The 24,495-nt window shown below is 53.0% G+C and carries 22 protein-coding genes and 6 pseudogenes; 21 read left to right on the plus strand and 7 right to left on the minus strand.

Annotated elements, in window-relative coordinates; all coding sequences use genetic code 11:
* Positions 1–37 precede the first annotated feature (37 nt).
* Positions 38–1,036 (minus strand): AraC family transcriptional regulator, encoded by a 999-nt coding sequence (locus tag AC1MEA_RS16765; RefSeq protein ID WP_480416833.1) that lies wholly within the window; start codon positions 1,034–1,036, stop codon positions 38–40.
* A gap of 144 nt (positions 1,037–1,180) precedes the next feature.
* Positions 1,181–1,349: pseudogene (locus AC1MEA_RS16770) on the minus strand (IS5/IS1182 family transposase); the annotation flags it as partial.
* A 143-nt stretch (positions 1,350–1,492) separates the two neighbouring features.
* Between AC1MEA_RS16770 and AC1MEA_RS16775 the strand changes: the two are divergent.
* On the plus strand, positions 1,493–2,566 hold the full coding sequence (locus AC1MEA_RS16775; RefSeq protein WP_480416834.1) for an IS630 family transposase: 1,074 nt from the start codon (positions 1,493–1,495) through the stop codon (positions 2,564–2,566).
* Positions 2,567–2,604: 38 nt separating this feature from the next.
* Here AC1MEA_RS16775 and AC1MEA_RS16780 read toward each other — a convergent pair.
* Positions 2,605–3,353: pseudogene (locus AC1MEA_RS16780) on the minus strand (IS5 family transposase).
* 621 nt (positions 3,354–3,974) lie between these two features.
* Here AC1MEA_RS16780 and AC1MEA_RS16785 point away from each other — a divergent pair.
* From AC1MEA_RS16785 to AC1MEA_RS16855, 15 genes and pseudogenes are all read left to right on the plus strand, one after another.
* Positions 3,975–5,354 (plus strand): aromatic ring-hydroxylating dioxygenase subunit alpha, encoded by a 1,380-nt coding sequence (locus AC1MEA_RS16785; RefSeq protein WP_480416835.1) that lies wholly within the window; start codon positions 3,975–3,977, stop codon positions 5,352–5,354.
* A 227-nt stretch (positions 5,355–5,581) separates the two neighbouring features.
* Positions 5,582–6,142 (plus strand): 3-phenylpropionate/cinnamic acid dioxygenase subunit beta, encoded by a 561-nt coding sequence (locus tag AC1MEA_RS16790; RefSeq protein ID WP_480416836.1) that lies wholly within the window; start codon positions 5,582–5,584, stop codon positions 6,140–6,142.
* Positions 6,143–6,411: 269 nt separating this feature from the next.
* Positions 6,412–6,465: a hypothetical protein gene (locus AC1MEA_RS16795; protein ID WP_480918160.1), complete on the plus strand. Its 54-nt coding sequence runs from the start codon at positions 6,412–6,414 to the stop codon at positions 6,463–6,465.
* Between the two features lie 290 nt (positions 6,466–6,755).
* The gene (locus tag AC1MEA_RS16800) at positions 6,756–7,046 is read left to right on the plus strand and encodes a non-heme iron oxygenase ferredoxin subunit (RefSeq protein ID WP_480416837.1); all 291 of its coding nucleotides are present in this window, start codon (positions 6,756–6,758) and stop codon (positions 7,044–7,046) included.
* Positions 7,043–8,278: an NAD(P)/FAD-dependent oxidoreductase gene (locus AC1MEA_RS16805; protein WP_480416838.1), complete on the plus strand. Its 1,236-nt coding sequence runs from the start codon at positions 7,043–7,045 to the stop codon at positions 8,276–8,278. Before AC1MEA_RS16800 ends, AC1MEA_RS16805 begins: the two co-directional genes overlap by 4 nt.
* A 40-nt stretch (positions 8,279–8,318) precedes the next feature.
* Positions 8,319–9,149: a cis-2,3-dihydrobiphenyl-2,3-diol dehydrogenase gene (bphB, locus tag AC1MEA_RS16810; RefSeq protein ID WP_480416840.1), complete on the plus strand. Its 831-nt coding sequence runs from the start codon at positions 8,319–8,321 to the stop codon at positions 9,147–9,149.
* A gap of 10 nt (positions 9,150–9,159) precedes the next feature.
* Positions 9,160–10,092, plus strand: a complete 933-nt coding sequence (locus AC1MEA_RS16815) for a VOC family protein (protein WP_250690809.1) — start codon at positions 9,160–9,162, stop codon at positions 10,090–10,092.
* A 213-nt stretch (positions 10,093–10,305) separates the two neighbouring features.
* Positions 10,306–11,106 carry a 2-oxopent-4-enoate hydratase gene (gene dmpE / locus AC1MEA_RS16820; RefSeq protein WP_480416841.1) on the plus strand — a complete coding sequence of 267 codons (801 nt, stop codon included), beginning with the start codon at positions 10,306–10,308 and terminating at the stop codon, positions 11,104–11,106.
* Between the two features lie 17 nt (positions 11,107–11,123).
* On the plus strand, positions 11,124–12,044 hold the full coding sequence (locus AC1MEA_RS16825; protein ID WP_250690808.1) for an acetaldehyde dehydrogenase (acetylating): 921 nt from the start codon (positions 11,124–11,126) through the stop codon (positions 12,042–12,044).
* Positions 12,045–12,064: 20 nt separating this feature from the next.
* A complete protein-coding gene (gene dmpG / locus AC1MEA_RS16830; RefSeq protein WP_480416842.1) occupies positions 12,065–13,099 on the plus strand; it encodes a 4-hydroxy-2-oxovalerate aldolase in 1,035 nt (344 codons plus the stop codon).
* A gap of 306 nt (positions 13,100–13,405) precedes the next feature.
* Positions 13,406–14,779, plus strand: coding sequence for an OmpP1/FadL family transporter (locus tag AC1MEA_RS16835; protein ID WP_480416843.1), 1,374 nt, complete (start codon positions 13,406–13,408; stop codon positions 14,777–14,779).
* A gap of 140 nt (positions 14,780–14,919) precedes the next feature.
* Positions 14,920–15,768 carry an alpha/beta fold hydrolase gene (locus AC1MEA_RS16840; protein WP_480416844.1) on the plus strand — a complete coding sequence of 283 codons (849 nt, stop codon included), beginning with the start codon at positions 14,920–14,922 and terminating at the stop codon, positions 15,766–15,768.
* A 1,546-nt stretch (positions 15,769–17,314) separates the two neighbouring features.
* Positions 17,315–17,959, plus strand: a complete 645-nt coding sequence (locus AC1MEA_RS16845) for a methyl-accepting chemotaxis protein (RefSeq protein WP_480918161.1) — start codon at positions 17,315–17,317, stop codon at positions 17,957–17,959.
* A 374-nt stretch (positions 17,960–18,333) separates the two neighbouring features.
* Positions 18,334–18,693, plus strand: a complete 360-nt coding sequence (gene tnpB, locus AC1MEA_RS16850) for an IS66 family insertion sequence element accessory protein TnpB (RefSeq protein WP_480416845.1) — start codon at positions 18,334–18,336, stop codon at positions 18,691–18,693.
* 17 nt (positions 18,694–18,710) lie between these two features.
* Positions 18,711–19,079, plus strand: a pseudogene (locus tag AC1MEA_RS16855) (transposase domain-containing protein); the annotation flags it as partial.
* Position 19,080: 1 nt separating this feature from the next.
* Here AC1MEA_RS16855 and AC1MEA_RS16860 read toward each other — a convergent pair.
* Positions 19,081–19,410, minus strand: a pseudogene (locus AC1MEA_RS16860) (IS66 family transposase); the annotation flags it as partial.
* Positions 19,411–19,487: 77 nt separating this feature from the next.
* Here AC1MEA_RS16860 and tnpA point away from each other — a divergent pair.
* From tnpA to tnpC, 3 genes are all read left to right on the plus strand, one after another.
* Positions 19,488–19,784: an IS66 family insertion sequence element accessory protein TnpA gene (gene tnpA, locus AC1MEA_RS16865; protein WP_480416846.1), complete on the plus strand. Its 297-nt coding sequence runs from the start codon at positions 19,488–19,490 to the stop codon at positions 19,782–19,784.
* Positions 19,784–20,122, plus strand: a complete 339-nt coding sequence (gene tnpB / locus AC1MEA_RS16870; protein ID WP_330201436.1) for an IS66 family insertion sequence element accessory protein TnpB — start codon at positions 19,784–19,786, stop codon at positions 20,120–20,122. Before tnpA ends, tnpB (AC1MEA_RS16870) begins: the two co-directional genes overlap by 1 nt.
* 62 nt (positions 20,123–20,184) lie before the next feature.
* Complete coding sequence (gene tnpC / locus AC1MEA_RS16875; RefSeq protein ID WP_480416847.1) at positions 20,185–21,726, plus strand: IS66 family transposase; 1,542 nt, start codon at positions 20,185–20,187, stop codon at positions 21,724–21,726.
* 24 nt (positions 21,727–21,750) lie between these two features.
* On the opposite strand, the pseudogene AC1MEA_RS16880 reads toward tnpC, so the two are convergent.
* Both AC1MEA_RS16880 and tnpB (AC1MEA_RS16885) read right to left on the minus strand, forming a co-directional pair.
* Positions 21,751–22,142: pseudogene (locus AC1MEA_RS16880) on the minus strand (transposase domain-containing protein); the annotation flags it as partial.
* Between the two features lie 18 nt (positions 22,143–22,160).
* Positions 22,161–22,520 carry an IS66 family insertion sequence element accessory protein TnpB gene (gene tnpB / locus AC1MEA_RS16885; RefSeq protein WP_480416848.1) on the minus strand — a complete coding sequence of 120 codons (360 nt, stop codon included), beginning with the start codon at positions 22,518–22,520 and terminating at the stop codon, positions 22,161–22,163.
* Positions 22,521–23,119: 599 nt separating this feature from the next.
* On the opposite strand from tnpB (AC1MEA_RS16885), the gene AC1MEA_RS16890 reads away from it, so the two are divergent.
* Entirely contained in the window at positions 23,120–23,626 is a 507-nt protein-coding gene (locus AC1MEA_RS16890) for a hypothetical protein (protein ID WP_480918229.1), read from the plus strand.
* The gene (locus AC1MEA_RS16895) at positions 23,527–24,231 is read left to right on the plus strand and encodes a reverse transcriptase domain-containing protein (RefSeq protein ID WP_480416849.1); all 705 of its coding nucleotides are present in this window, start codon (positions 23,527–23,529) and stop codon (positions 24,229–24,231) included. The genes AC1MEA_RS16890 and AC1MEA_RS16895 overlap by 100 nt, the downstream gene beginning before the upstream one ends.
* On the opposite strand, the pseudogene AC1MEA_RS16900 reads toward AC1MEA_RS16895, so the two are convergent.
* A pseudogene (locus tag AC1MEA_RS16900) lies at positions 24,162–24,356 on the minus strand (IS5/IS1182 family transposase); the annotation flags it as partial. The gene AC1MEA_RS16895 and the pseudogene AC1MEA_RS16900 overlap by 70 nt on opposite strands.
* Between the last annotated feature and the right edge of the window lie 139 nt (positions 24,357–24,495).

A 24,495-nucleotide genomic window follows, 5' to 3' on the forward strand; every position in this document is an offset into this window, starting at 1 on the left:
AACCGTAACATTTCTCATCATTCCAAAAAATGATGGCCTAATATATTATTTTATCAGAGTGCGGGAAGTTCCCCGCGATCAAGTTGCGACGGTGCAGGGTGACTGAGGGTAGCTCGCCGAAAGTATTCTTGTAGTACTCGGCGAAGCGTCCGAGATGCAGGAAGCCATAGTCGAGGGCGACTTCGGTGACGCTGCTTACTACCGCCTGCGAGTCGCTCAGACGAGCACGGATCGCCTCCAGCTTGCGGTGGCGTATGTAGCGCTTGGGTGTAGTGCCGGCGTGCTTGTCGAACAACACGAACAGCGAGTGCACACTCATGTGCGCCAGATCAGCCAGCCGCACAACACTTATGTCCTTCTTGAGGTTCATCTCAATGAGCTCAGCGAGGAGTTCGAATGACCGACACCCCCCCTGCAACGGCTCGCGACTAACGTCGCTGCCCGGTAAGCTTAGTAGTTTGCTAACGATAATTTTAGCATAATGCTCCTGTACCTGAAGAGGAGTGGCTGGCTCAGTTTCCGCCTCTTGACAGACTAGGCTCAGCAGATTGAAGAAGCCATCCAGCTGCTTGAGGCGGTGAACCGGGGCGAAGACCACCCCTGCGTCGGGGTGACTCCAGTGGTTCTCGCCGCAGACCTTGTTAATGAAGGAGGCCGGCAGCTTGATGATGAACTTCTCGTAGTCGTCCGAGTAGGTCAGGTCGAACGAAGCATCAGGGTTAAGCAGCAGCAACTCGCCTGGGGCGAAGCAGTGTTCCTGTCCGCGGCTGCGCCACAGGCAGTGCCCCTTGAGCAGGAAATGCAAATGGTAAACGGCCTCCCGCTCTGGCGAGGTGATTTGCACTCCATTGCCGTAACTCATCTGAAACAGATCCAAACTGCCAATGGTCTTGTGTTTCAGGCTCGCCTGCGGATAGCTGGTGTGGTGCTGGCTCACCCGGTGAGGGCCAGCATGCTGGTTAGCATAGCTCGAAACGGCATCGGGATCAGTATTGACGAAAACTTGGCTGTTCTCACCTAGCAGATAAAAGTCCATAATTCAAAACGCTCTTATATTTATTATACGCACTGAACAAAGCCCAAGCCCAAGCCCAAGGCACTACGTTTTTTAAATTTGTATTCCAATTTTATGTTGTTAGCAACTGCTCTCGCAAAAAAAGTTAGTCAGGGCGGCCGCAAAAACTGGATACGGTTTACGGCAGCCGCCAGCCTTCGGGTCATACGGTTCGATCAACGCCAACAAACCACTCCAGGACGTCCACCTGATCCATTTCGGTAAGGACGCGTTCACGGCGGGTTTGCTTGCGCTTGCTGGCATATCCGAAGTCGGAAAAGCTCATCTGGTTCATGAAGGACTCGGGTCAGGTGATGAGTCTGTATTTCAGCACGTTTGAGGACTTGTTCGGAGAGTTCCTAGTGTGCTGTTTTCGAAATAACTTTTCTGCATCTTTGGCTACACTTTCCCTGTCATTCAGCACTCGGGGGAACGCAAGTGAACGCCCAAGAGATTGTCCTTAGTCCAGAAGAACAGACCGAACTGAACCGTCGTGTACGCTCAGCCACCATCAGTCAGCGCGACGGCCGTCGCGCCCGAGTGATCCTGCTGGCAGCCCAAGGTTGTTCAAGGGTGGACATCGCTCGCTTGACCGGTTTCTCACTCCCCACGATCACCTGTTGGTGCCAGCGTTTTCAGACGCTGCGTCTAGAAGGCCTGCTCGACAAGCCTGGCCGCGGACGCAAATCCTCCCTTCCTCCCGACACGGTCCGTCGCGTACTCGAACAGGTCACCAAGCCCCGTATTGGCGAACCCCGCTGGAGCTGCCGAAGCATGGCTCGTGCCGCCAGCATATCGGCGACCACCGTCCACAAGCTATGGGCTGCCAATGACTTGAAACCTCATCTGACACGTATCTTCAAGGTGTCCAACGATCCGCAGTTCGAGGAGAAATTCTGGGATGTCATCGGGCTGTATCTGGCCCCGCCAGGCAAGGCGTTGGTGCTCTGTTGCGACGAAAAAAGTCAGGTTCAAGCCTTGGAGCGCACCCAGCCTGGGCTGCCGTTGGGGATCGGTCATATCCAAACAAAACCCCATGACTACACTCGCCACGGCACGGTCACGCTGTTCGCGGCGCTGGATTATCTCCAGGGCAAACTGATTAGTAGCATCGAGCGCCAGCACCGCCATCAGGAGTGGTTGGCGTTCCTCAAGAAAATCAACAAGGAAACGCCCAAACACCTCCAGCTGCATCTGATCGTGGACAACTACGCGACGCACAAACATGCAAAAGTGAAGGCTTGGCTGGCGAAACATCCGCGTTTCCATGTGCACTTCACTCCGACCTCAAGCTCCTGGATGAACATGGTCGAGCGGTTTTTCATGGACATTACTGTGTTCTTGCGCGACGGTAGTTTCTGCTCGGTACGTGAGCTGGGAAGCTCGATTACCACCTTCCTGGCATTACGAAACACGCAACCGACCCGGTACATATGGAACGCAAAGGGAGAGGAGATTGTGAGCAAGATCCGGCGAGCACGCGATGTGATAGACGCGCGGATGAAAGGGTAAGATATTTCGAAAACAGCATACTAGGGTCTGTTCCCGTTTCACATGGGTAGCCAGAGTAAGGCGCAGGCCATGGCCACTACACTTTCGTAATTTGTCTTGAGCTTGTCGAAGCGTGATGCGACCGCCCGGTAATGCTTCAGCCGGGCAAAAGCGTTTTCTACCAGGTGCCGATTGCGGTAAAGCCCTCTATCCAGATCCGCGCTACCTTTCACTGAGTTGCGTTTTCTGGGAATCACGGCTTTGGCACCTTGTTGTTCAACCTGTTCCCGTATGGCCTCACTCATAGCCCTTGTCCGCAATGATCGCTTGCGCAGCGGGAACCTTGGCAATCAAGGCAGGCGCCTGTGTGCAGATCGTTGATCTGGCCTCCCGTGATCTCAAACACGACGGGCAGCCCGCAGGCACCTACAGCCAGGTGAATCTTGCTGGTGTTGCCTGCTCGACTTTTCCCGATTGCCTGATCCATACCGCCGGCAGCCCCTGCACTGTGCTGGTGGGCTTTGGCATAGCTGCCATCGATGAAAACCCACTCCATATCAGGATCAGCCACAAGCGTTTGAAACACCTTGAGCCACTTGCCTGAGGTCGACCACGCATTGAAGCGCTTGTAGACCTTGCTCCAGCCGCCGAATGCTTCGGGCAAGTCTCTCCAGGGACAGCCTGTGCGCATGCGATACAGCATGCCTTCGACGGTTATCCGTAGATCACGCTTGTTGTAGATGGTCTTGTGCAGCAGAATTTCCCGCAGCTTCGACCAGTGCTCATCGCTGAGCATCAATCGGGGCATTGCAAACTCGTATTGGTGTTGTGTGAGAACTACAACGATACGAGTTTTCTCTTATGGATCAATGGGTTAGTACGAAACGGGAACAGGTCCTAGGATATTTCCAAAAAACGGATATCGATAATTAAATAACGGATATCCCCCCGTATCTCCATATCGTAGTCTTAACAACAAATAACAGCGGAGAGTGAAGGTATCTACCCAGCGCGAAGTGTCCGCATACATTAGGCGCGCGACTCGAAGCAAGCTCTTGAGTGCCTTCAGAGTAATCCCGGTGGTTTCACTCACCCATACTGATCGGAGCAAGGCGCCAAGAGTCGCAACAGTACGGCGTGACAGTAAGCCAGACCCAGTAACAAGACGGGGTGGAAGTGGTGTAATGCGTCAGCGCGACATGGAGTTGCGCGGATTTACGGCATGGGCACTTTGATCAGTACTTTCTCACGGTATTCTAATGTGCAGTTTCACCTATTTCAGGTGCGTGTTGGGCTATAGATTTCAGAGATTCGTAAATTGGATTTTTACGGTAATGCGCCAGCATCATGGGTATTGGCTTTCGGCGCGGAAAGATAAAAAATTGGTTATCTTGGCTCTAGCTAGAGCATCATGAAGGAGACTTAGGTCATGAGTTCAACAATAAAAATAGAAGCGCAGGAAGTCCCTTTAAAATGGGTGAGAAACTGGTCTCCCGATGAGGTTCGTGCACTCGTTGATCAGGAAAATGGGTTGCTTGATCCCCGTATCTACTCCGATCAGGATCTGTACGAGATTGAGCTTGAGCGAGTTTTTGCCCGATCCTGGTTGCTGCTAGGGCACGAGGGGCATATTCCCAAAGCCGGGGACTACCTGACCACCTACATGGGTGAAGACCCCGTCATCGTAGTGCGGCAGAAGGACCGCAGCATCAAGGTGTTCCTCAACCAATGTCGGCACCGTGGAATGCGCCTTGAACGCTCGGACTTTGGCAATGCCAAGTCATTCACCTGCACTTATCACGGCTGGGCCTACGACACTGCCGGTAATCTGGTGAATGTGCCCTATGAAAAAGAGGCCTTTTGTGACAAAAAGGAGGGGGACTGTGGCTTCGACAAGGCTGATTGGGGGCCGTTGCAGGCTCGTGTGGACACCTACAAAGGGCTGATTTTTGCCAATTGGGATGCCGAAGCGCCTGACCTCTTGACTTATCTAAGCGATGCTACTCCATACATGGACGTGATGCTCGATCGCACAGAGGCGGGCACCCAGGTCATCACTGGCATGCAAAAGACGGTGATTCCCTGCAACTGGAAATTTGCCGCCGAGCAGTTCTGCAGTGACATGTACCATGCTGGCACGGTAGCGCATCTGGCTGGTGTTGTGTCCAGTCTGCCGCCTGATATGGACCTGTCCCAAGTGAAGTTACCTACATCTGGAAATCAGTTCCGGGCCAAATGGGGCGGCCACGGAACAGGCTGGTTCAATGATGATTTCTCACTTCTTGGAGCCATTATGGGCCCCAAGATTGTCGACTACTGGACCAAGGGTCCTAACGCCGAGCGTGCACAAGAACGATTAGGGGATAAGCTCCCGGCGAATCGCATGGTTGCGCAGCATATGACCATCTTTCCGACCTGCTCATTTCTGCCGGGAATCAATACGATCCGTACTTGGCACCCGCGCGGCCCTAATGAGGTCGAAGTCTGGTCTTTCATCTTAGTGGATGCTGATGCACCTGAAGAAATTAAGGAAGAATATCGCCGGAAGAACATCTTTACCTTCAATCAAGGGGGAACCTACGAGCAGGATGACGGCGAAAACTGGGTTGAGGTTCAGCGAGGGTTGCGCGGTCATATGGCTAGAAGTCGACCTTTTTGTGCTCAGATGGGGGTCGGTGTGCCGAACAAAAACACCCCGGACTTTCCTGGCAACACCAGCTACGTTTATAGCGAGGAAGCCGCACGTGGGTTCTACCATCACTGGAGTCGCATGATGTCCGAGCCAAGCTGGGACACGCTGAAACCTTGAGCGGGTTAAGTGATCGAAGAAAAGCAATAGTGTTTTTATCGTGCTACCAATTTGTTAGGTAAGGATTTTAGCCGGACTCATGGTTGCTGTAAGTTCGTGAAAGCTTTTTATTCAGGTTCATGCAAAACGTACAGCTTTTAGTTGGGTGATAATCTTATTAAGGTTTTTAGTTTTATGTGTGAGCGGATAACTCCAGTCGCCCAATATATGCATATAGGATATTAACTATGCCATCCACTGATTTGACCCAGGCCTTTGAATGGCCAGAGAAAGCCGTTAGTCTTGAGTTGCAAAACTCAGTTGAACAGTTCTACTACCGCGAAGCGCAGTTGCTTGATCATCAACGATATGAGACCTGGTTGACTTTGCTGGCCGAAGACATTCAATACTGGATGCCAATCCGTACTAGCCATACCTCCCGAAACAAGGCGTTGGAGTACGTGCGCGCGGGTGGCAATGCCCATTTTGACGATACATATGAGAGTATGCGCGCGCGTATTCGTGGAAGAGTTTCGGGGTTGAACTGGACGGAAGATCCGCCATCGCGCAGTCGGCACATTGTCAGTAACGTGATCGTTCGCGAAACTGAGGATCCCAATACGGTGGAAGTTAGTTCTTCATTCCTTTGTTACCGCAACCGATTGGAGCGAATGACGGATATCTATGTTGGCGAGCGTCGGGACGTACTGCGCCGTGTAAGCAACGGCCTAGGATTTAAGATTGCCAAGCGGACGATCTTGCTTGATCAGAGCACGATAACAGCTAACAATCTCAGCTTGTTTTTCTAAAGAAAGAGCGTTGGCCACTCACTATTAATCGCACCGCTCGGGCTTTGTTAGTGGGGTGCGATTAAAAGAGACGGCTATGAGGAAAGTACGCATTTTTTATCGGCATAAGAGTTTTTTACATCAAAGATCTCATGGGTGCGTTTTCTTTTAGAACCTTGGGGTTGTTCGATATGATGTATCCAAGCGTCTAACTGCACATTCGCGAGTCGGTTCTCACCCAGCGGTAGGATGCTTAGGGTTTTGTTGGCCTGCAATTGGGTGCCATCCGCGTGATTGCCTTGTTGGGCGCACGCGAACCAAGCCGCTACGGTGTTGTTATCTAAGTGGTCATTGCAATGGGAAGTGCAGATGGCATTTGGGGTTTTTACAGTATTGTGCGGAGTTACGAAGTGTTGTGGTTCAGGATGTTAACGCTGATGATGCGTTTTGGCTATATTGCCTAGGGCTTGCGCGCCTACTATGCATCCACATTGAAATACTGATGCGATCTTGGAATGCATCAGTTGTCTGATGTGCTGGTTTGGTATTTCGCTTAATCAGGAATTAAAATTAATTATAAGAGTGAGTAAGTAGTATGGCGTTTTCCAGAGTTTGTGACTTGTCGGATGTTCCCATGGGTGACGCTTTTAAGGTTGGAGGTGACGGCGAAGCCGTCGCAATTTTCAACGTCGATGGAGATTTGTTCGCAACACAAGACCATTGTACCCATGGCGATTGGTCGCTGTCCGAAGGCGGCTATCTAGACGGTGACGTTGTCGAATGCTCGCTGCACATGGGCAAGTTTTGTGTTCGCACGGGCAAGGTCAAAGCAGCACCGCCTTGTGAGCCACTGAAAATATTTCCGATTCGAATCGATGGTAACGATGTGTATGTCGATTTGGATGCTGGGTATCTAGCGCCATGATTAAAACCATAGTAATTATTGGCGCGGGCTTGGCTGGCGCAACTGCTGCGCGCTCCCTTCGCGCCCAAGGATATCAGGGCAAGATCCATATGGTCGGGGAGGAGGCTCATGTGGCTTACGATCGCCCCTCCCTATCCAAGGACGTTTTGGCTGGCAAGCTGGTCGAGCCCCGTTTGATCATGGACCCCTTTTGGTATGCATCGGCCGATATCGATCTCCATCTTGGGGTGCGCGTGACCGGTATTGATGTGGTCAGCCGCCAGGTACTTTTCGAATCCGGTGATACTTTGGCCTACGACCGATTGCTGCTGGCTACCGGCGCGCGCGCGCGGCGCATGGCGATCATGGGATGCGAATTGGCCGGCATCCACACCTTGCGTGACAGCGCCGACAGTTTAGCGCTGCGGCATGTGCTTGAGCCGGGTAAGTCGCTGGTCATTGTTGGCGGTGGCCTGATCGGTTGCGAGGTGGCGACCACCGCCAGCAAGGCCGGTACCAAGGTAACAATTCTGGAGGCTGGCGACGAACTGCTGCTGCGTGTGCTGGGCCACAAAATTGGGGCCTGGGGCCGAACCGAGCTTGAGCTCATGGGCGTCCGGGTTGAGCTGAACGCACAGGCATCGCACTTCGAGGGCAAGGGACACGTGTGTGCCGTCGTCTGCGCTGATGGGCGTCGGGTGGCCGCTGACGCAGTGCTCATCAGCATCGGTGCAGAGCCAGCCGACGAGCTAGCCCGGGCGGCCGGCATAGCATGTGAACGCGGCGTGCTGGTTGATGCGACGGGTGCAAGTTCGTGCCCGGAGGTGTTTGCCGTCGGTGACGTAGCAGTCTGGCCTTTGAGGGCCGGCGGACAGCGCTCGCTGGAGACCTATCTGAACAGCCAAATGCAGGCTGAAACAGCTGCCGCGGCCATGCTAGGCACGCCTGTCCCGGCCCCTCAGGTGCCAACCTCGTGGACTGAGATTGCGGGGCATCGAATGCAGATGATTGGCGACCTCGGAGGTCCCGGAGAAATCGTCCTGCGCGGTGACATACAAAATGGTCAACCGTTGGTGCTGTTCAGGCTCCTTGATGGCCGTATTGAAGCAGCAATAGCGATCAATGATGTGAAAGAATTTTCCATTGCGACCCGCTTGTTGGTTGGCCGGGTTCCTGTTTCGGCCAAACAGCTGCAGGACGCTAGCTTGAACCTGCGGGAATTGCTGAAAGCTAAAGCGCAGAGATGCACATGACCGGCGATTTCCTTTAACCATTATAAGCAGAGCTCAAGACATGAGATTGACAGGTGAAGTGATATTGATAACGGGTGGTGCCGCTGGACTGGGGCGCGCTCTTGTGGATCGGTTCGTGGCCGAAGGTGCCAAGGTGGCTGTGCTCGACAAGTGCGCGGAACGCCTGCAACAGTTGGAATCGGATCATGGCGAAGAAGTGGTATGCATCGTCGGCGATGTGCGCTCTCTGGAAGACCAAAAGCGAGCTGCCAACTGTTGCATTGCTAAGTTTGGGAAAATCGACACTTTGATCCCCAACGCCGGTATCTGGGATTACAACACGCCATTAGTCGATCTGTCTGAAGATAGTATCGATATTGCATTTGATGAAGTGTTTCAGATCAATGTCAAGGGTTATATCCATGCCGTCAAGGCCTGTCTGCCGGCCTTGGTCGCGAGTCGTGGCAGCGTGATCTGCACGATCTCGAATGCAGGTTTCTACCCCAATGGCGGAGGCCCTCTTTACACGGCGGCCAAGCATGCGGTCGTGGGCTTGGTGCGCGAACTGGCATTCGAGCTGGCACCGTATGTGAGGGTCAATGGCGTGGGGGTGGGTGGTATTAGCACGGATTTGAGAGGACCTTGCTCGCTGGGTATGAGCGAGCAATCGATATCGAGCCTGCCGTTGGCTGAGTTGCTGCAGGACGTACTGCCAATTGGCCGTATGCCTGACGCTGAAGAATATACAGGCGCCTATGTGTTTTTCGCTACGCGGTGCGACTCGGTACCGGCCACCGGGGCCTTGCTGAATTACGACGGTGGCATGGGCGTTCGCGGAATTTTTTCCGCGGTAGGTGGTAAAGATCTTCTCGAAAAACTGAACATCAATTAAGGAGATGACAATGTGCATCAAAAGCCTAGGTTACATGGGTTTCTCTGTAAGTGATGTGCCAGCATGGCGTTCTTTCCTCTCCGAAAAAGTGGGTTTGATGGAGGTCATCGGCTCCGATGATAGTGCTCAATACCGCATGGATTCACGCAGTTGGCGGATTGCCGTGCAAAAGGGAGAGGCTGATGATATAGCGTTCGCCGGTTATGAAGTGGCCAATCCGCTGGCGTTGCAGCAGATGACGGCGCGGTTACGGCAGGCTGGTGTCCAGGTGAAGACCGGCGACACTGAGTTGGCAGAGAAACGTGACGTGATGGAACTGATCTCTTTTGAAGATCCATTTGGAATGCCGCTGGAAATCTACTATGGGGCTACCGATTATTTCGAGCGGCCTCTCGTTTCTGGTACAGGTATCACGGGATTCCTGACTGGCGCACACGGTGCAGGGCATTATCTTTACGCTGTACCGAATATTGAAGAGGCACTAGCTTTTTATACAGGAGTGCTGGGCTTCCAGATGTCTGACGTCATTGATATCGCGATGGGCCCGGATTTGACTGCGCGAGGATACTTCTTACATTGCAACGGACGCCATCACACAATAGCGATCGCAGAGGCTCCGTTACCAAAGCGCATTCACCATTTTTTGCTGCAGGCCTTGACGCTTGATGATATGGGGCATGCATATGACCGTCTTGATGGAATAGGTGGTAAAACCACCGACTCCAATCTTGGGGATAGCACTTCTAGCTGCATTACGGCGACGATCGGACGCCACGTTAACGATCACATGGTTTCCTTCTATGCCCAGACGCCATCCGGCTTTGAACTTGAGTTTGGCTGGGGGGCGCGAGATGTCGATGATCAGTCTTGGGTGATGACGCGGCATAAGCGGACCGCTATGTGGGGTCACAAGCCCTTGCGCAGCAAGTCTCAGAAATCCTGAAAAATGCAACTTGTCCTAAGTGAGACTCTATTGTAGTCCTGCGCTTGCTTTTTATTATGCCGCAGGAGTTGGATTTGGGTTTCGATCTTATCAAGTTCGATCAGGCTAGAAAGAAGGCTGAGTCAGCTATGGCGTTCGGGGGGGGGTGAAGTTTAGGATGACGACTTGAGAATGTTGCCCTCCAAAAAGAAATAAAGAACTATTTATTAATCAATGGAAGCCACGGCCGATATGTTACCTGAACTCATCCAAACTCTCGGCGACGAGCTCTACTCTGCCCTGTGCACACGCACAATGGTAGAGCCGCTGACTAGCCGTTATCCCAATATCACTATTGAAAATGCATACCACATCCAGCTGCGTATGATTTCTCGCCGCCTACAGGCCGGCGAACGCATCGTCGGCAAGAAAATCGGCGTCACCAGTGCCGCAGTGATGAACATGCTAGGCGTGCGCCAACCCGACTTTGGTTACATGCTCGATGGCATGATCCACGACGACGGCGCAGATGTTGACATTGCTATGCTTATCCAGCCAAAGGCTGAAGGCGAAATCGCCTTCGTGCTTAAGAAAGACTTGATGGGGCCGGGGGTCAGTGCTGCCGACGTGTTGGCCGCCACCGAAGGCGTTATGGCCTGCTTCGAGATCGTCGACTCACGTATCACCGATTGGAGAATCAAGATCCAGGACACCATCGCCGACAACGCATCCTGCGGGATCTTCGTGCTCGGTGACCGCATGGTCGATCTGCGCGGGCTCGACCTGCGGACTTGCGGTATGGTTTTGGAAAAAAACGGCGAAACGGTGGCTACCGGAGCAGGCGCCGCAACTATGAACTCACCTGTCAACGCGGTAGTTTGGCTCGCAAACACACTGGGCAAGCTGGGCATCTCGCTGAAAGCCGGCGAAGTGATTCTGTCCGGGGCACTCGGTGCGATGGTGCCCGTCAAGGCCGGCGACAACTTGCATGTCGCGATAGGTGGCATCGGTTGCTGTTCAGTTCGTTTTCATTAAAAAAGAGAGGATGTCAGATGATGAAAGTTAAATGCGCACTCATCGGCCCGGGGAACATTGGAACCGACTTGCTTTATAAGTTGCAGCGCAGCACGGTGCTGGAGCCTGTTTGGATGGTCGGTATCGACCCTACTTCCGAAGGCTTGCAGCGCGCTGCCGCCATGGGATTGAAAACTACCTCCGATGGGGTTGATGGTCTTTTGCCGCATGTCGCAGCAGATGGGATACAAATTGCCTTCGATGCCACCTCGGCTTATGTACATGCAGAAAATTCACGCAAGCTTAATGAGCTGGGCGTGATGATGATCGATTTGACCCCGGCTGCTATCGGCCCCTTTTGTGTGCCGCCGGTGAATCTGCTCAAACATGTCGGTCAGCGTGAATTGAATGTCAATATGGTGACCTGCGGCGGCCAGGCCACTATCCCGATGGTCGCTGCGGTATCGCGTGTACAGCCGGTAGCTTACGGCGAGATCGTAGCTACCACGGCATCCAAATCGATAGGCCCCGGAACCCGCTCCAATATTGATGAGTTTACCCGCACCACATCCCGTGCAGTTGAAATCGTCGGCGGAGCTAAAAAGGGCAAGGCTATCATCATCATTAACCCGGCCGAGCCGCCGATGATGATGCGCGATACCGTTCATTGCCTGACCGAAACCGAACCTGATCGAGAAAAAATCACTGCGTCGGTGCACGCAATGATTAAGGAAGTCCAGAAATACGTGCCCGGTTACAAGCTGGTCAACGGTCCGGTATTTGACGGCAAGCGCATCTCGCTGTTCCTGGAAGTTGAAGGTCTGGGCGATTACCTACCCAAATATGCTGGCAACCTTGACATCATGACTGCCGCCGCTGTCCGCACTGCGGAGATGTTCGCCGAAGAAGTTCTCAGCGGAAAACTTACACTTGACTCGACGAAAAAGAAGCAAAAATAACTGCTCCGTGAGGAATAAACATGGCACTCAAAGGCAAAAAAATTACCGTTCATGACATGACACTGCGTGACGGCATGCACCCGAAGCGGCACCAAATGACGCTGGAGCAAATGACCAGCATCGCACAGGGCCTGGACGCTGCTGGCGTGCCGCTGATTGAGGTCACTCATGGCGACGGTTTGGGCGGCTCGTCAATCAACTATGGCTTGCCCGCGCATACCGACGAGGAGTATCTGTCGTCGGTGATCCCACTGATGAAGAAAGCAAAAGTGTCTGCGTTGCTACTGCCCGGTATTGGCACCGTAGATGATCTGAAGATGGCATATGAATTGGGTGTAAGTACTATTCGTGTGGCTACCCATTGCAGCGAGGCCGATGTCTCGCAGCAGCATATTCAATATGCTCGCAAGATAGGAATGGACACGGTCGGCTTTCTGATGATGGCGCACATGGCATCGCCCGAGCAACTACTGGAACAAGCGCGGCGTATGGAAAGCTATGGTGCCAACTGCATCTATTGCACCGATTCGGCTGGCTACATGCTGCCGGAAGATGTTAAAGCACGCATAGGGCTACTGCGCGAGAAACTTAATCCTGAAACTGAACTCGGTTTTCACGGCCATCACAATCTGGCGATGGGTGTGGCTAACTCGTTGGTGGCGGTAGAATACGGGGCTAACAGGATCGACGCCGCAGCGGCCGGACTCGGTGCCGGTGCAGGCAATACGCCGATGGAGGTTTTCATCGCGGTCTGCGCCCGATCGGGGATTGAGACCGGGGTTGATGTGTTCAAAATCCAAGACGTAGCAGAAGACCTTGTGGTACCGATGATGGACTTCCCGATCCGGATCGATCGCGACTCGCTTACGCTGGGTTACGCCGGTGTATATGGTTCGTTCCTACTGTTTGCCAAACGTGCTGAGAAACAATACGGGGTGTCGGCACGTGACATTCTGGTTGAGATGGGGCGGCGCGGCATGGTCGGTGGCCAGGAGGATATGATCGAAGATACGGCGCTGACCATGGCGCGGGCCCGCAGTCTAGCGTCACTCTAGTGGAGTGAGTTATTAGTTCATTAATTTATCGTCTGTATACAAAAGCTTGAGCGAGTTATCGAATATATAAAATAGATTGTAAAATTTATTAGTTGTGTCACTACATCTTCTAATTTGAAGTGTACTGTCTTCTATGCTTCTGATTTTTTCATGTAAATTTCGGGTGGTAACACTACTTCGGCGATATGCATTTGCAGCAAGTGCGAGGGAACGCATTTGTTTGCGATAAACAAGAAAGGGGAAGGCTGGAAAATCTTCATCCGGACATAAATTATAATTTTTCTTATAAATATAAGAGATAGAAAAATGAATCAAGGACTTATTCGGGCTATAACCATTGCGATATCGGCAACTGCCTCTCAAGCGACACTGGCTAGCAGCGATGTATTTCGGTTCGTTGGGTATGGCCCAGTGTCGAGTGCGATGGGGGGGGCTGCGACGGCGTTTGATGTGGGCGCGGCTGGTATGATGACGAATCCTGCAACGCTTTCTTTGATGGCGCCAGGTTCTGAAATTCATCTAGGCCTAGATGTTATCGTTCCTGATTTATCAGTTAAGAATCAAGCAACAGGAGAAACTGCCTCCTCCAATGATCACTCCAAAAACCGCGGCCCTTATGCGGCTCCCCAACTGGCTTTTACGTATCGCGGTGGCCCCTGGGCATTTGGCCTAGGTGTCTTCGCCCAAGGTGGGGTGGGAACGGAATATGGAGCCAAGAGTTTTCTTTCTCGCGCTACCGGGGGACTTGATACAGGTCTCGAGAATTCGAGTCGCCTACTGACCTTGAACATTCCCTTTGCGGCGAGCTACGAAGTCAATGATAGGCTGACTGTGGGGGCGAGTGTTGATGCCGTGTGGCAGGGCTTGAACCTGGATATGTTGATGGGCGCGGACCAGCTTGGTTCGCTGATCGGGGCTGGGCGGGTGAGTGGCAGCCTTGTTCCTGTGCTTGGGGAACTACCTGACTTGCGCGGCGCTCATTTGAGTTTTACCAAGAACCAGCCAGTGGCGAGTGGTGCGGATGCGTGGGGTGTTGGCGGACGCATAGGTATGATATATAAAATCACGCGAGCTACGATTTTTGGTGCCGCGTATTCCATGGAGAGCAAGTTAGCTGACATGGAAGGTAATGCAACTCTTACGGCAGTAGACGCTGTAGTCGGCCAGGTTGCGCTGTCAGGCAAGATTAAGATACGTGACTTTCAAACTCCCGCGCAATTGAATCTGGGTATAAGCCATCAGCTTAGTGACCAATGGCTGATTGCTGCCGACGTTTCCCGGATATTCTGGAAGCACGCAATGAAAGATATTGATGTTGATTTTGTTGCAGATAATGGCTCGAATATAAATATTTTATTGCCGCAGAATTATAGGGATCAGACCGCTCTATCGTTTGGCGCTGCCTATCAGACTGGCAAGTGGACGCTGCGAGGAGGGGGGCGCTTAGCGACTCAGGCGTTGCGCTCCGATACTATGTTAGCGGTAATTCCTTCTATTCCTACCACGTTCGGCTCTGCAGGGTTTTCTTATCAATTCACGCGGGCAAGCAAGATGGACTTTGCCTGGATCCATTCTTTTAAAAAGGAGATGGATAACTCCAGCCAGCCCAATACATCCGAGCCAATAAGGGTGGCGCATGCTCAGGATAGTATAAGTACGGCTTATGTTTACGAATTCTGAATATCCCGCCCTTTCTTTAGGGCGAAGACAGCATCCATGGCATTTCATGAGTTGGATAGTGTCCTTGCCATGATACGTTGGTGCTTTTCTATTTATTTAGTTCAACGCATAAATAATTTTTAGTGACCGAGGATAGAAAAATGGCTAATCCTGAAATAGGTAAGAGTATTGTAGCTGCTGGTATTCAAACAAATTATCACGATCTTGGTGAAGGGGCGCCGGTACTCCTCGTTCATGGCTCCGGCCCCGGCGTAAGTGCTTATGCCAACTGGAGACTGACGATGCCTGCCCTGAGCAAGAACTTTAGAGTTATTGCCGCAGATATAGTTGGTTTCGGCTTCACACATAGGCCTGAAAACTATACTTACTCCATGGATAATTGGGTCAAGCACATCATTGGCGTCATGGATGCCTTGGAAATTGAAAAAGCCCACATCGTAGGTAACTCGTTTGGCGGGGCACTGGCGATTGCAATTGCGATACGGCATCCGGGGCGGATAGACCGCATGGTACTGATGGGGGCAGCTGGAACGCAATTCGAACTCACGGATGGTTTGGATGCGGTTTGGGGTTACACGCCGTCAATCAAAAACATGCGTGATCTCCTCGACATTTTCGCCTATGACCGTAGCTTGGTCAGCGATGAATTGGCCAGGCTACGATATGAAGCGAGTATTCAGCCAGGCTTCCAAGAATCTTTTTCCCGGATGTTTCCAGCACCGCGTCAGCGCTGGGTAGCCGCTCTGGCTAGTTCGGATGCAGATATAAAAGGGCTTTCCAACGAGACACTGATTATTCATGGACGCGAGGATCAGGTGGTTCCGCTATCCAGCAGTCTGCGTTTAGTCGAAATCATTGAACGTGCACAGTTGCATGTTTTCGGGCGTTGTGGGCACTGGACACAAATTGAGCAGGCCGACCGATTCAATCGGCTTGTGGTCGAGTTTTTTGATGAGGCTAGCGTAGTGCCTAAACTGGATGTCTTGTAAGTTCGAGTGGTTCGCAAAGGCGGATGCGACTTTGGCTCCGCCAATACCACCCCGCTTGGCAACTTAGCTTTATATTTTAGGTTGAGTTTTCTGCGCGGGGCCTCAGGAAAGGGCTGGAATAGTCTCATTTTTCGCGCTTATTCTGTCTGGATTTAAGGCGCAAAAAAAGACGTCTGCGGACGTCTTTAGATGTAGATTTGGTGGAGCCGGGAGCAGTCCAAGTGTGGGGTGTGAAATACGCATCGCCTTCCGGGCATGTGATGCCCTGCAGGATTACTACATGATCCTAGACCAAGGCTCGGCAAATGGCCAGGTTTCCTCCTATCCCTGACGACCGCTTTCACTCTTTGGGTAAACATTAAATAATAAATTAAAGGCGGAATCCCTCGTATGGTCATGAGGTTGGTTATTGACTCGGTCGGCCTAGATCTAATCGCTATCCTTGTTGCTAGGATCACAGTTCTGATGTGGAGGGTCGAAGGAGAATTGACCGGCAATTGGTTGAAAAGGGCTGACTTATTCAGAGTCTTCTTAAGGGCTGTGCATTCGAAACGCAAAACTATAATTTTATAATAAAAATAAGGGGATGATTGTGGAAGATAGTGATCGTATGCTGGGAGGGCTTGGTGTTCAATTCAAGTTGATGCTCAGTTTTTCCCTGGTTATTAGTGTTGGGATGATTGTCACATTTTCTGGATTTTACAGTGTTTACGCACTCTCTGGTCTGCTAGAAAAAAGTGGGCTTATTGGTGATCTTAAGGTAGAAGTTCGAAATCTAAAGGCAGTGGAAAGACAATACCTGCTTCTTCATGACGAACAAACTTTTCAGGATAGGAACTCTGCAGTGGAGCGGATAAACAGTAGCATTGAAATAGCGTTGCCTTTGTTTGTGTCTCCGGCGGCAAATGACTTAAATGGATTGGCTGGCGAGCTAGTTGCCCATGATCGGACGTTTTCTGGACTGGTCCGCGCTTCAGTGCCTAATAATTCCGGATTGGCGCAGGGAGTGCTAGTTACTTGGAGTGAAGAAACTGAACAATTGGCTGGTCAATATGCGAGCTTGGAGAAGTCGGTAGACAAGCTGATGTCGGATCTGGTCAGGGATCGTGATGATAAGGTGGCTTTGATATACGCGCTCTTGGCTGGCGCTTCAGTGATTGCTATATTAATCGCCGTGTGTGGTGTCTGGTTCATATCGCGTCAATTGGTTCCTCCTCTAAAAGCCACTGTTCGGTTGGCTGAGCGTATTGCCTCTGGTGACTTGGTCGATGTGGAGGAAAGCTGCCGTAACGACGAGATAGGGCAGTTGCAAAGCGCTACTCGTAAAATGGCGAATGGTTTACGTCATCTCGTAGGAGACATCAATCAGGGAGCTTCGCAATTGGTTGCTGCCTCCGAGGGAATTTCGTCGATTTGCGCGCAGGCTCAAATTGATAATGAGCAGCAGAAGTTTGCAATAGCACAGGTCTCTGCTGCTGTAAATGAACTGGTGATAACCGTTCAAGCGATTGCGCAAAGCACAGAGGAAGCAGCCGCATTGGCAAGTATGGCGGATGAAAAGGCGCGCGACGGAGAGCGAGTAGTAAATGGTGCAGTCGATTATATAGAATGCCTTTCTGAGGATATGGCTAAGTTAGGTGGGGCGATGGAAAGACTTCAGCACAATAGTGCATGCATCAATCAAGTGATTGATGTAATAAAAGCTGTGGCGGAGCAAACTAATCTCTTGGCATTAAATGCTGCAATCGAGGCTGCTCGAGCAGGAGAGCAGGGGCGGGGATTTGCAGTGGTCGCGGACGAGGTTCGAGCGCTCGCGATGCGTACTCAGCAATCGACAAAGGAGATAGAAAGTCTCGTGATTTCGCTTCAGGAGGGAAGCCACACGGCGTGGGAGCTTATGCAGCGCGGCAATTTACGAACCAGAGATGTTGTAAACCTAGCCCAGCAAGCACGTACCTCGTTGCTCGAAATCACTCAAGCAGTAGCTGATATTCAGGCTATGAACCATCAGATCGCTGCCGGTGCAGAAGAGCAGGGCGCTACAGTGGTTCAGATCAACCAAAACATCATCGAGATTCACAGCATGGCTGACCTGTCCGCAATTAAGTCAGGGCAAACGATGAGTTCTTCAGTAGAGCTAGCTCGTTTAGGTAGTGACTTGCAACAATCAGTCGGGCGCTTTCGTTGGTAAACAGCTTTGGGTTTCGCTCATGATCCGACTCATGCTGCATCATTGGAGACGCTTCATTATGCTCGCGATTTGTTATGGCGTGATGGATGATACTCAGTGATCGCTTCTGGCCGATTCTGTTGAAAAAGTAGACCTTCAACTCGGCCTGCGGCAAAATATGGACATCGGCCGGCGTGAGGATTCGCAGCATGATGGGACAATTATCGAGTGGACAGGAACGGCTGTTTTACTCGTTCAAGATTGAAGACCACATCCCACCAAATCATCTCCTGCGCAGCATTGATCGGTGGTAAGGGATCCATGAACCCCACATTCAAAGCCGTTATCTGATCTCCGATGCTGTGCTCCCGAATTCTCTCAGGAGCCAACACGTCATGATGCGACCCGACGCCAAAGTCGAAAAAGTCTACCTCTACCCCAAGCCTGTGGACTTCCGAAAATCCATTGATGGCCTGGCCGCCTTAGTCGAACTTGATATTAAAGTCGCCGTGTTCGACCCCGTGCTTTTTGTCTTTCTGAATCGCCACCGTAACCGAGTGAAAATACTTTATTGGGAGCGCAACGGCTTTTGCCTTTGGCTCAAGCGTCTGGAGTCGGAACGTTTCAAAATATCGCCCGATGCCACCGACGAGGCCATCGTGTTAAGCGTCCAGGAATTGAACTGGTTACTCGACGGTTTTGATCTGTGGCGTAATCGCCCCCATCAGGTTTTGACTCCACGATTTGTCGCCTGACGGGTATAATCCACGGCATGATTTCCATGCCTGACAACCTTCCTGATGACCCCGTGCGTCTCAAGCAGATGCTGCTTGAGACGTATGAAGCGCGTGCACGTGATCAGGAAGTCAAAGAGGCTTATCAGACCCATATCGTTGATTTGAAAGAGCAGATCAAGTTGCTGCGTGACCGTATATTTGGCCGTAAGTCCGAACAAACGGTCGAGCCCAACACACCGCAATTGACGCTGTTCAACGAGCCCGAAAGTGAACCGATGCCCGCCGTCGAGGATGCCGATGAAGAAGTCGTTGCTCCAGCGCCACGCCTTGGCAAACGCAAGCCTCTATCTGCTGATCTGCCGCGTATCAAAGTCATCCACGAATTGCCTGAGCACGAACTGACCTGACGCGGCCTTCCAGTAGCCGGTCGCGCATCAAATTGAGCAACGGCTGCAAGTGTTGGCCGCACTGGATAACCCAGCGCGCCAAGGTTTGGCGTGGGATATCGATACCGTGGCGGCCCAGCACTTTTTCGAAGCGGTGCAGCGGTAAGCCGTCGACGTATTTGGTCGTCAGCAGCATCGCCAGGACACTTGGGCTGGCCATGCTTTTTTCAATCAGTTGGGCGGGCTTGTCCGCGGTAACCGGTGCGGTTTCGCAATCTCGGCAACCGTAGATCTTGCGGACATGTTTGATCACACGGATTTGCATCGGCACGATCTCAAGCTGCTCGCTGATGGTAAGCCTCCAGCCCAGCCACCTGTAATCTGATCCTGCGTTCTGAGATGTTGTGGTTTTCAAGGGGCACTCTGATGAAATCACTTCAGTCATGCCGTGTTTTCTGGGCAAAACACATCGAACAGTGGCAGGTCAGCGGCCTCACTCAAGTCGCTTACTGCCAGCTACATAGCCTTAAAACCAAAGCGTTTGGCTATCGAGTAAGAATCCACGAGCGAGCCAGCGATACCCTGACCTTAGTTCCCGTCAAAGTCAGTAAACCCATTGGCACGACTGAAGTACTGCTGCGCCATGCCAACGGTTGGCAGTTGGTTTTGTCGCCTTCGGTCGAACCCACTTGGCTGGCGCGATTGCTGCGAGAGATGGTGTGATGGTCTTGCCTGATCAAGTCTGGCTGGTGCTCGATCCCATGGACATGCGTCTGGGTATAGATGGCCTTTCATCACGCCTTCAACAAACGCTGGGGCGCTCGCCATGTGACGGCACGGCCTATGCGTTTCGTAACCGCCGAGGCACTCGGCTCAAGCTTTTACAATGGGATGGCACGGGCGTCTGGCTGAGCCAGCGGCGCTTGCATCAAGGGTCTTTCGTTTGGCCGAGCAAGGGTGACAAAACCTTCACGCTGACCCAGGCCCAGTGGCAATGGCTGATCACAGGAGTGGACTGGCAGCGCCTGGAAGCGCGTCCGATCCACCAGTGGCAGGTGTAAAAAAACGCGTTAGAACCGCTCGATCTCAAGCATGACGGGGGTGTTTCCAGTAAAATCCGCCCATGCCTTTTTCTGACAAGCTCACCGCCCTGAACCTCGATCCCGCACTGCGGGAACAGCTCGTCGCCGAGCTTTTGCCGCTCCAGGCAGAAGCGAAGAGGTTGCGCGCCAGAGTTGAGCTTGACGCTCTGAAAATCCAGGCGCTGACCTTCGAACTCGCTCAATACAAGCGCATCCGTTTCGGCGTCAAGAACGAAGCCCTGTCGCCCGAGCAGCGCGATCTGTTTCACGAAACCATGGACGCCGACTGCGCCGCCATCGAGGCCGAAGTCGAGGTGCAAGTACCTGAACTGCGGGCTCAGCGTCCGCGTGCAGGGCGTCAGGCGCTGCCGGAACATCTGCCGCGCATCGAACATCGTCACGAACCCGAAGTCTGCATGTGCGGCCAGTGTGGCGGTGTCTTGGTGAAAATCGGTGAGGACATCACCGAGCAGCTCGATGTCGAACCCGCGAAGTTCTTCGTCCACCGCCATATTCGCAGCAAGTACGCCTGCCGTCCTTGCGAAAGGGTTGTCTCCGCCGACGTTGCACCGGCTGTCATCGACGGTGGTATGGCAGCCCCCGGTTTGATTGCCTGGATCTTGATCAGCAAGTATCTCGATCATTTGCCGCTGTATCGGCTTGAACAGATTGCCAGTCGTGACGGCGTCATTCTGGCGCGTTCGACCTTATCGGAGTGGGTTGGCCGCTATGGTTTTGCCCTGCAACCGCTGGCGGATCGACTGGCCGAACTGTTGCGCCAGCGTTTGATTCTGCATGCCGACGAAACACCGGTGCAGCAGCTTGATCCGGGCAAGGGGAAAACCAAACGGGCCTATCTGTGGGCCTACCGCAGCAACGACCTGGATGAAGGGCCGGGCCTCGCCGTGTTCGACTATCAAACCGGACGCAGCGGTGCGCATGCGCGCGCGTTTCTGGATGGCTGGAAAGGTCATCTGGTGGTCGACGACTATGCCGGTTACAAGGCGTTGTTTGGCTTGGGGGTTACCGAAGTCGGCTGCATGGCCCACGCACGGCGCAAGTTCTTTGATCTGCATGTGGCCAATCAGAGTCCAGTGGCCGCTGAGGCCTTACGAAGGATCGCCGAGCTTTACAAGATTGAAGGGCGCGGCAGGGAACTCGACGCCGAACAGCGGCAACAACTGCGCGCTCAAGAAACAGCCCCCAAATTGCAATCGCTGCACGACTGGTTGCAGTCGACTCGCCAAGGCGTGGCCAACGGCGGCAGCCTAGCCAAAGCCATAGATTACAGTCTCAAGCGCTGGCCGGCGCTGTCGCGCTACGCGCTGAGCGGTGACTTGCCCATTGATAATAATCCCGTCGAGAACGTTATTCGGCCGATCGCGGTCGGTAAGAAGAATTGGTTGTTTACCGGGTCAGAGCGCGCGGGTTGGCGGGCGGCGGCGATCCAGAGTTTGCTGGCCACAGCCAAATTGAACGGTATCGAGCCGAGTGCGTGGTTGAAAGATACGTTGGAGAAGTTGCCGATCTGGCCGAATAGTCGGCTGGATGAGCTGCTGCCGTTGAGAACAGCCACCGCGTAAAGGTGGCTGGGCTGGAGGCTTACCGCTGATGTCCTCGCCAATGGTGTGTTTATGACAACCGCAGGCGCAGGTCAGTTCGTGCTCGGGCAGTTCGTGGATGACTTCGATGCGCGGAAGATCGGCGGGCAGAGGCTGCGTTTACCGCGATGTTTGGTCGGAGCTACGACCTCTTCTTCCACCGTTTCGTCGACAAGCTCGGCCACGCTTTCAGCTTCGTTGAACAAGGCCATTTGCGGGGTCGCGGGGTCGGCTGTCTGCTCTGACTTGCGCCCGAAAAGGCGCTGACGCAACAGCGCGTTTTCTTCTTCGAGATGAACGATTTTTCCCTTACCTGACTCGCGCTCACTCAGCATTTGCTCAAGCAGTCGCTTGAGCAAAACAGGGTCATCAGAAAGGTCTTTGGGCATGGAAATCATGCCCTTGATTATACCGAATCAGGCGACGAATAGAGGCGTCAAAACTTGATGCGGACGGTTGCGCCACAAATCAAAACCGTCCAATAACCAGTTGAGTTCTTGAACCGTCAGCACGATGGCTTCATCCGAACAATCCGGCGATGTTTTGAAGCGCTCGGACTCCAGGCGCTTTAGCCAAAGGCAGAAGCCGTTGCGCTCCCAATAAAGTATTTTCACTCGGTTACGGTGGCGATTCAGAAAGACAAAAAGCACGGGGTCGAACACGGCGACTTTAATATCAAGTTCGACTAAGGCGGCCAGGCCATCAATGGATTTTCGGAAGTCCACAGGCTTGGGGTAGAGGTAGACTTTTTCGACTTTGGCGTCGGGTCGCATCATGACGTGTTGGCTCCTGAGAGAATTCGGGAGCACAGCATCGGGGATCAGGCGGTGACTTTGAATGTGGGGTTTATGGAGCGCTTAGTACGCCAGCCAAGCTGGCAGTTGATAAAGGGTGAAAGTCCCTACGAGAGAAGTTATGGCGAAACACCTCGACCCCGAGTCATGCGCTGTGCATCGTGAGGTGTACGGTGAAGTGTTGGCAGGGGAAACCAGCAGGCCAGCCATTGAGCCGCGAAATCATGAGTTCGGGGCGCCGACGCTGTTAAGTGAAGCGGAAGGCCACAGTGTGCATGACGATAATCGCAAGTCATGTTTCACGCCCTGCGCGGTCGTAGACCCTGAGCATGCTGGGAAGTCAACTGCACGGAAGCTGGGAGATCTCATCCGTGTCTGGTCGTGACAAGCCAGACGGGGCAGGAAAGGCCACAAGCCGAGCGTCTGCCGTCTACGCGTATGAGAAGTCGGATAGCCCCGTAGTACCTGAGAAGTTGCCGAACAATGGGTCAGCCCCGGCGGAGGTGATGGAGGGAAGGGAGCTAGCCAAGGGGAACAGTGAACAGCCTTCCGCATCCCGGACTCAGAGCCGGACAAGTGCGTTGTCAGGGTTGCTCGCTGTACGTCAAGCAGCCCGGCGGGATCGCCGGGTCAAGTTCACGAGTTTGCTGCACCACGTAACGGTCGAGCTATTGCGCGAGAGTTTCTACAACCTCAAGCGAGATGCGGCCAGTGGTGTGGATGGCCTATCGTGGCGAGAGTACGAGCAAGGCCTTCTCACAAAGCTGAAAGCCCTATACGACAAAGTGCACAGTGGTCGCTATCGAGCCAAACCTGTTCGGCGGGTGTACATCCCAAAGGCAGACGGTAGCGAGCGACCGCTGGGCGTTACCGCCTTGGAAGACAAGATCGTCCAAGCAGCGCTCGTGCAAGTGCTCAATGCGATTTATGAGCAAAATTTTCTCGACTTTCGTATGGGTTTCGCCCTGGTCGAGGGCAACACGATGCATTGGACGCTCTATCGGTGGGAATACAGAAAACTCGGATACTGTGGATATTGGACGTGGATATTCGTGCGTTCTTTGACACCATCGATCACGAGTGGATGATGTGCTTCCTGCAACACCGAATTGCGGATAGACGAGTGTTAGCGTTGATAGCTCGATGGCTCCGTACAGGTGTTCTCGAAAACGGAAAGCGAACTCCTGCGAAGCAGGGCACACCACAAGGTGCGCCCATTTCACCGCTGCTGGCCAATATCTACCTGCACTACGCGATGGATTTGTGGGTCAGGCAATGGCGTGGGCGTACCGCACAGGGCGAGATGATCGCCGTGCGGTACGCAGACGACAGCGTGCTTGGGTTTGAAAAACATGAAGATGCATGGAGTTTTCGCCATGCCTTGGAGGTTCGACTCGCCCAATTCAACCTGACTCTACACCCAGAGAAAACACGTTTGCTGCGGTTTGGCTGGTTCGCGGTCGAGGATCGTAAGAAGCGAGGGGAAGGAAAACCAGAAACATTCGACTTCCTCGGGTTCACGCATTTCTGTAGTCAAGCCAAGAACGGGAAGTTCGACGTTGGGCGCGTGACCATCAGCAAGCGTATGAGGGCAACGCTCAAGGAAATCCGAGTGCAACTTCACAAACGCAGGCACGAGCCCGTCCCAGTGATTGGCCAGTGGCGCCCGCGCCTGCCAGTGGTGTCGCCGTAGAACGGCGCAACTTGAGCCTCCAGTTGTGCCCAAGGCACCAACTGTTCAATGTCAGCAAGGACGCGATCGCGACGAGTTTGCTTTTTCTTGCGGGTGTATTCGAGTTCGGAGAAGGTCTTCTGCATGACGTGTAACAAGGCTCACGAAGAGGGTGGCTGATGGAAGGTGTTTAGTGTGCCAAGGGTGGGGCGATTGGCTATTTATGCAGTGCCTCCTTAAGTCGGCTTTACCATCATCTGGCATCCGCTCCAACCCAGCAGCTTC

The sequence above is a fragment of the Pseudomonas sp. ASL8 genome, assembly GCF_056680355.1.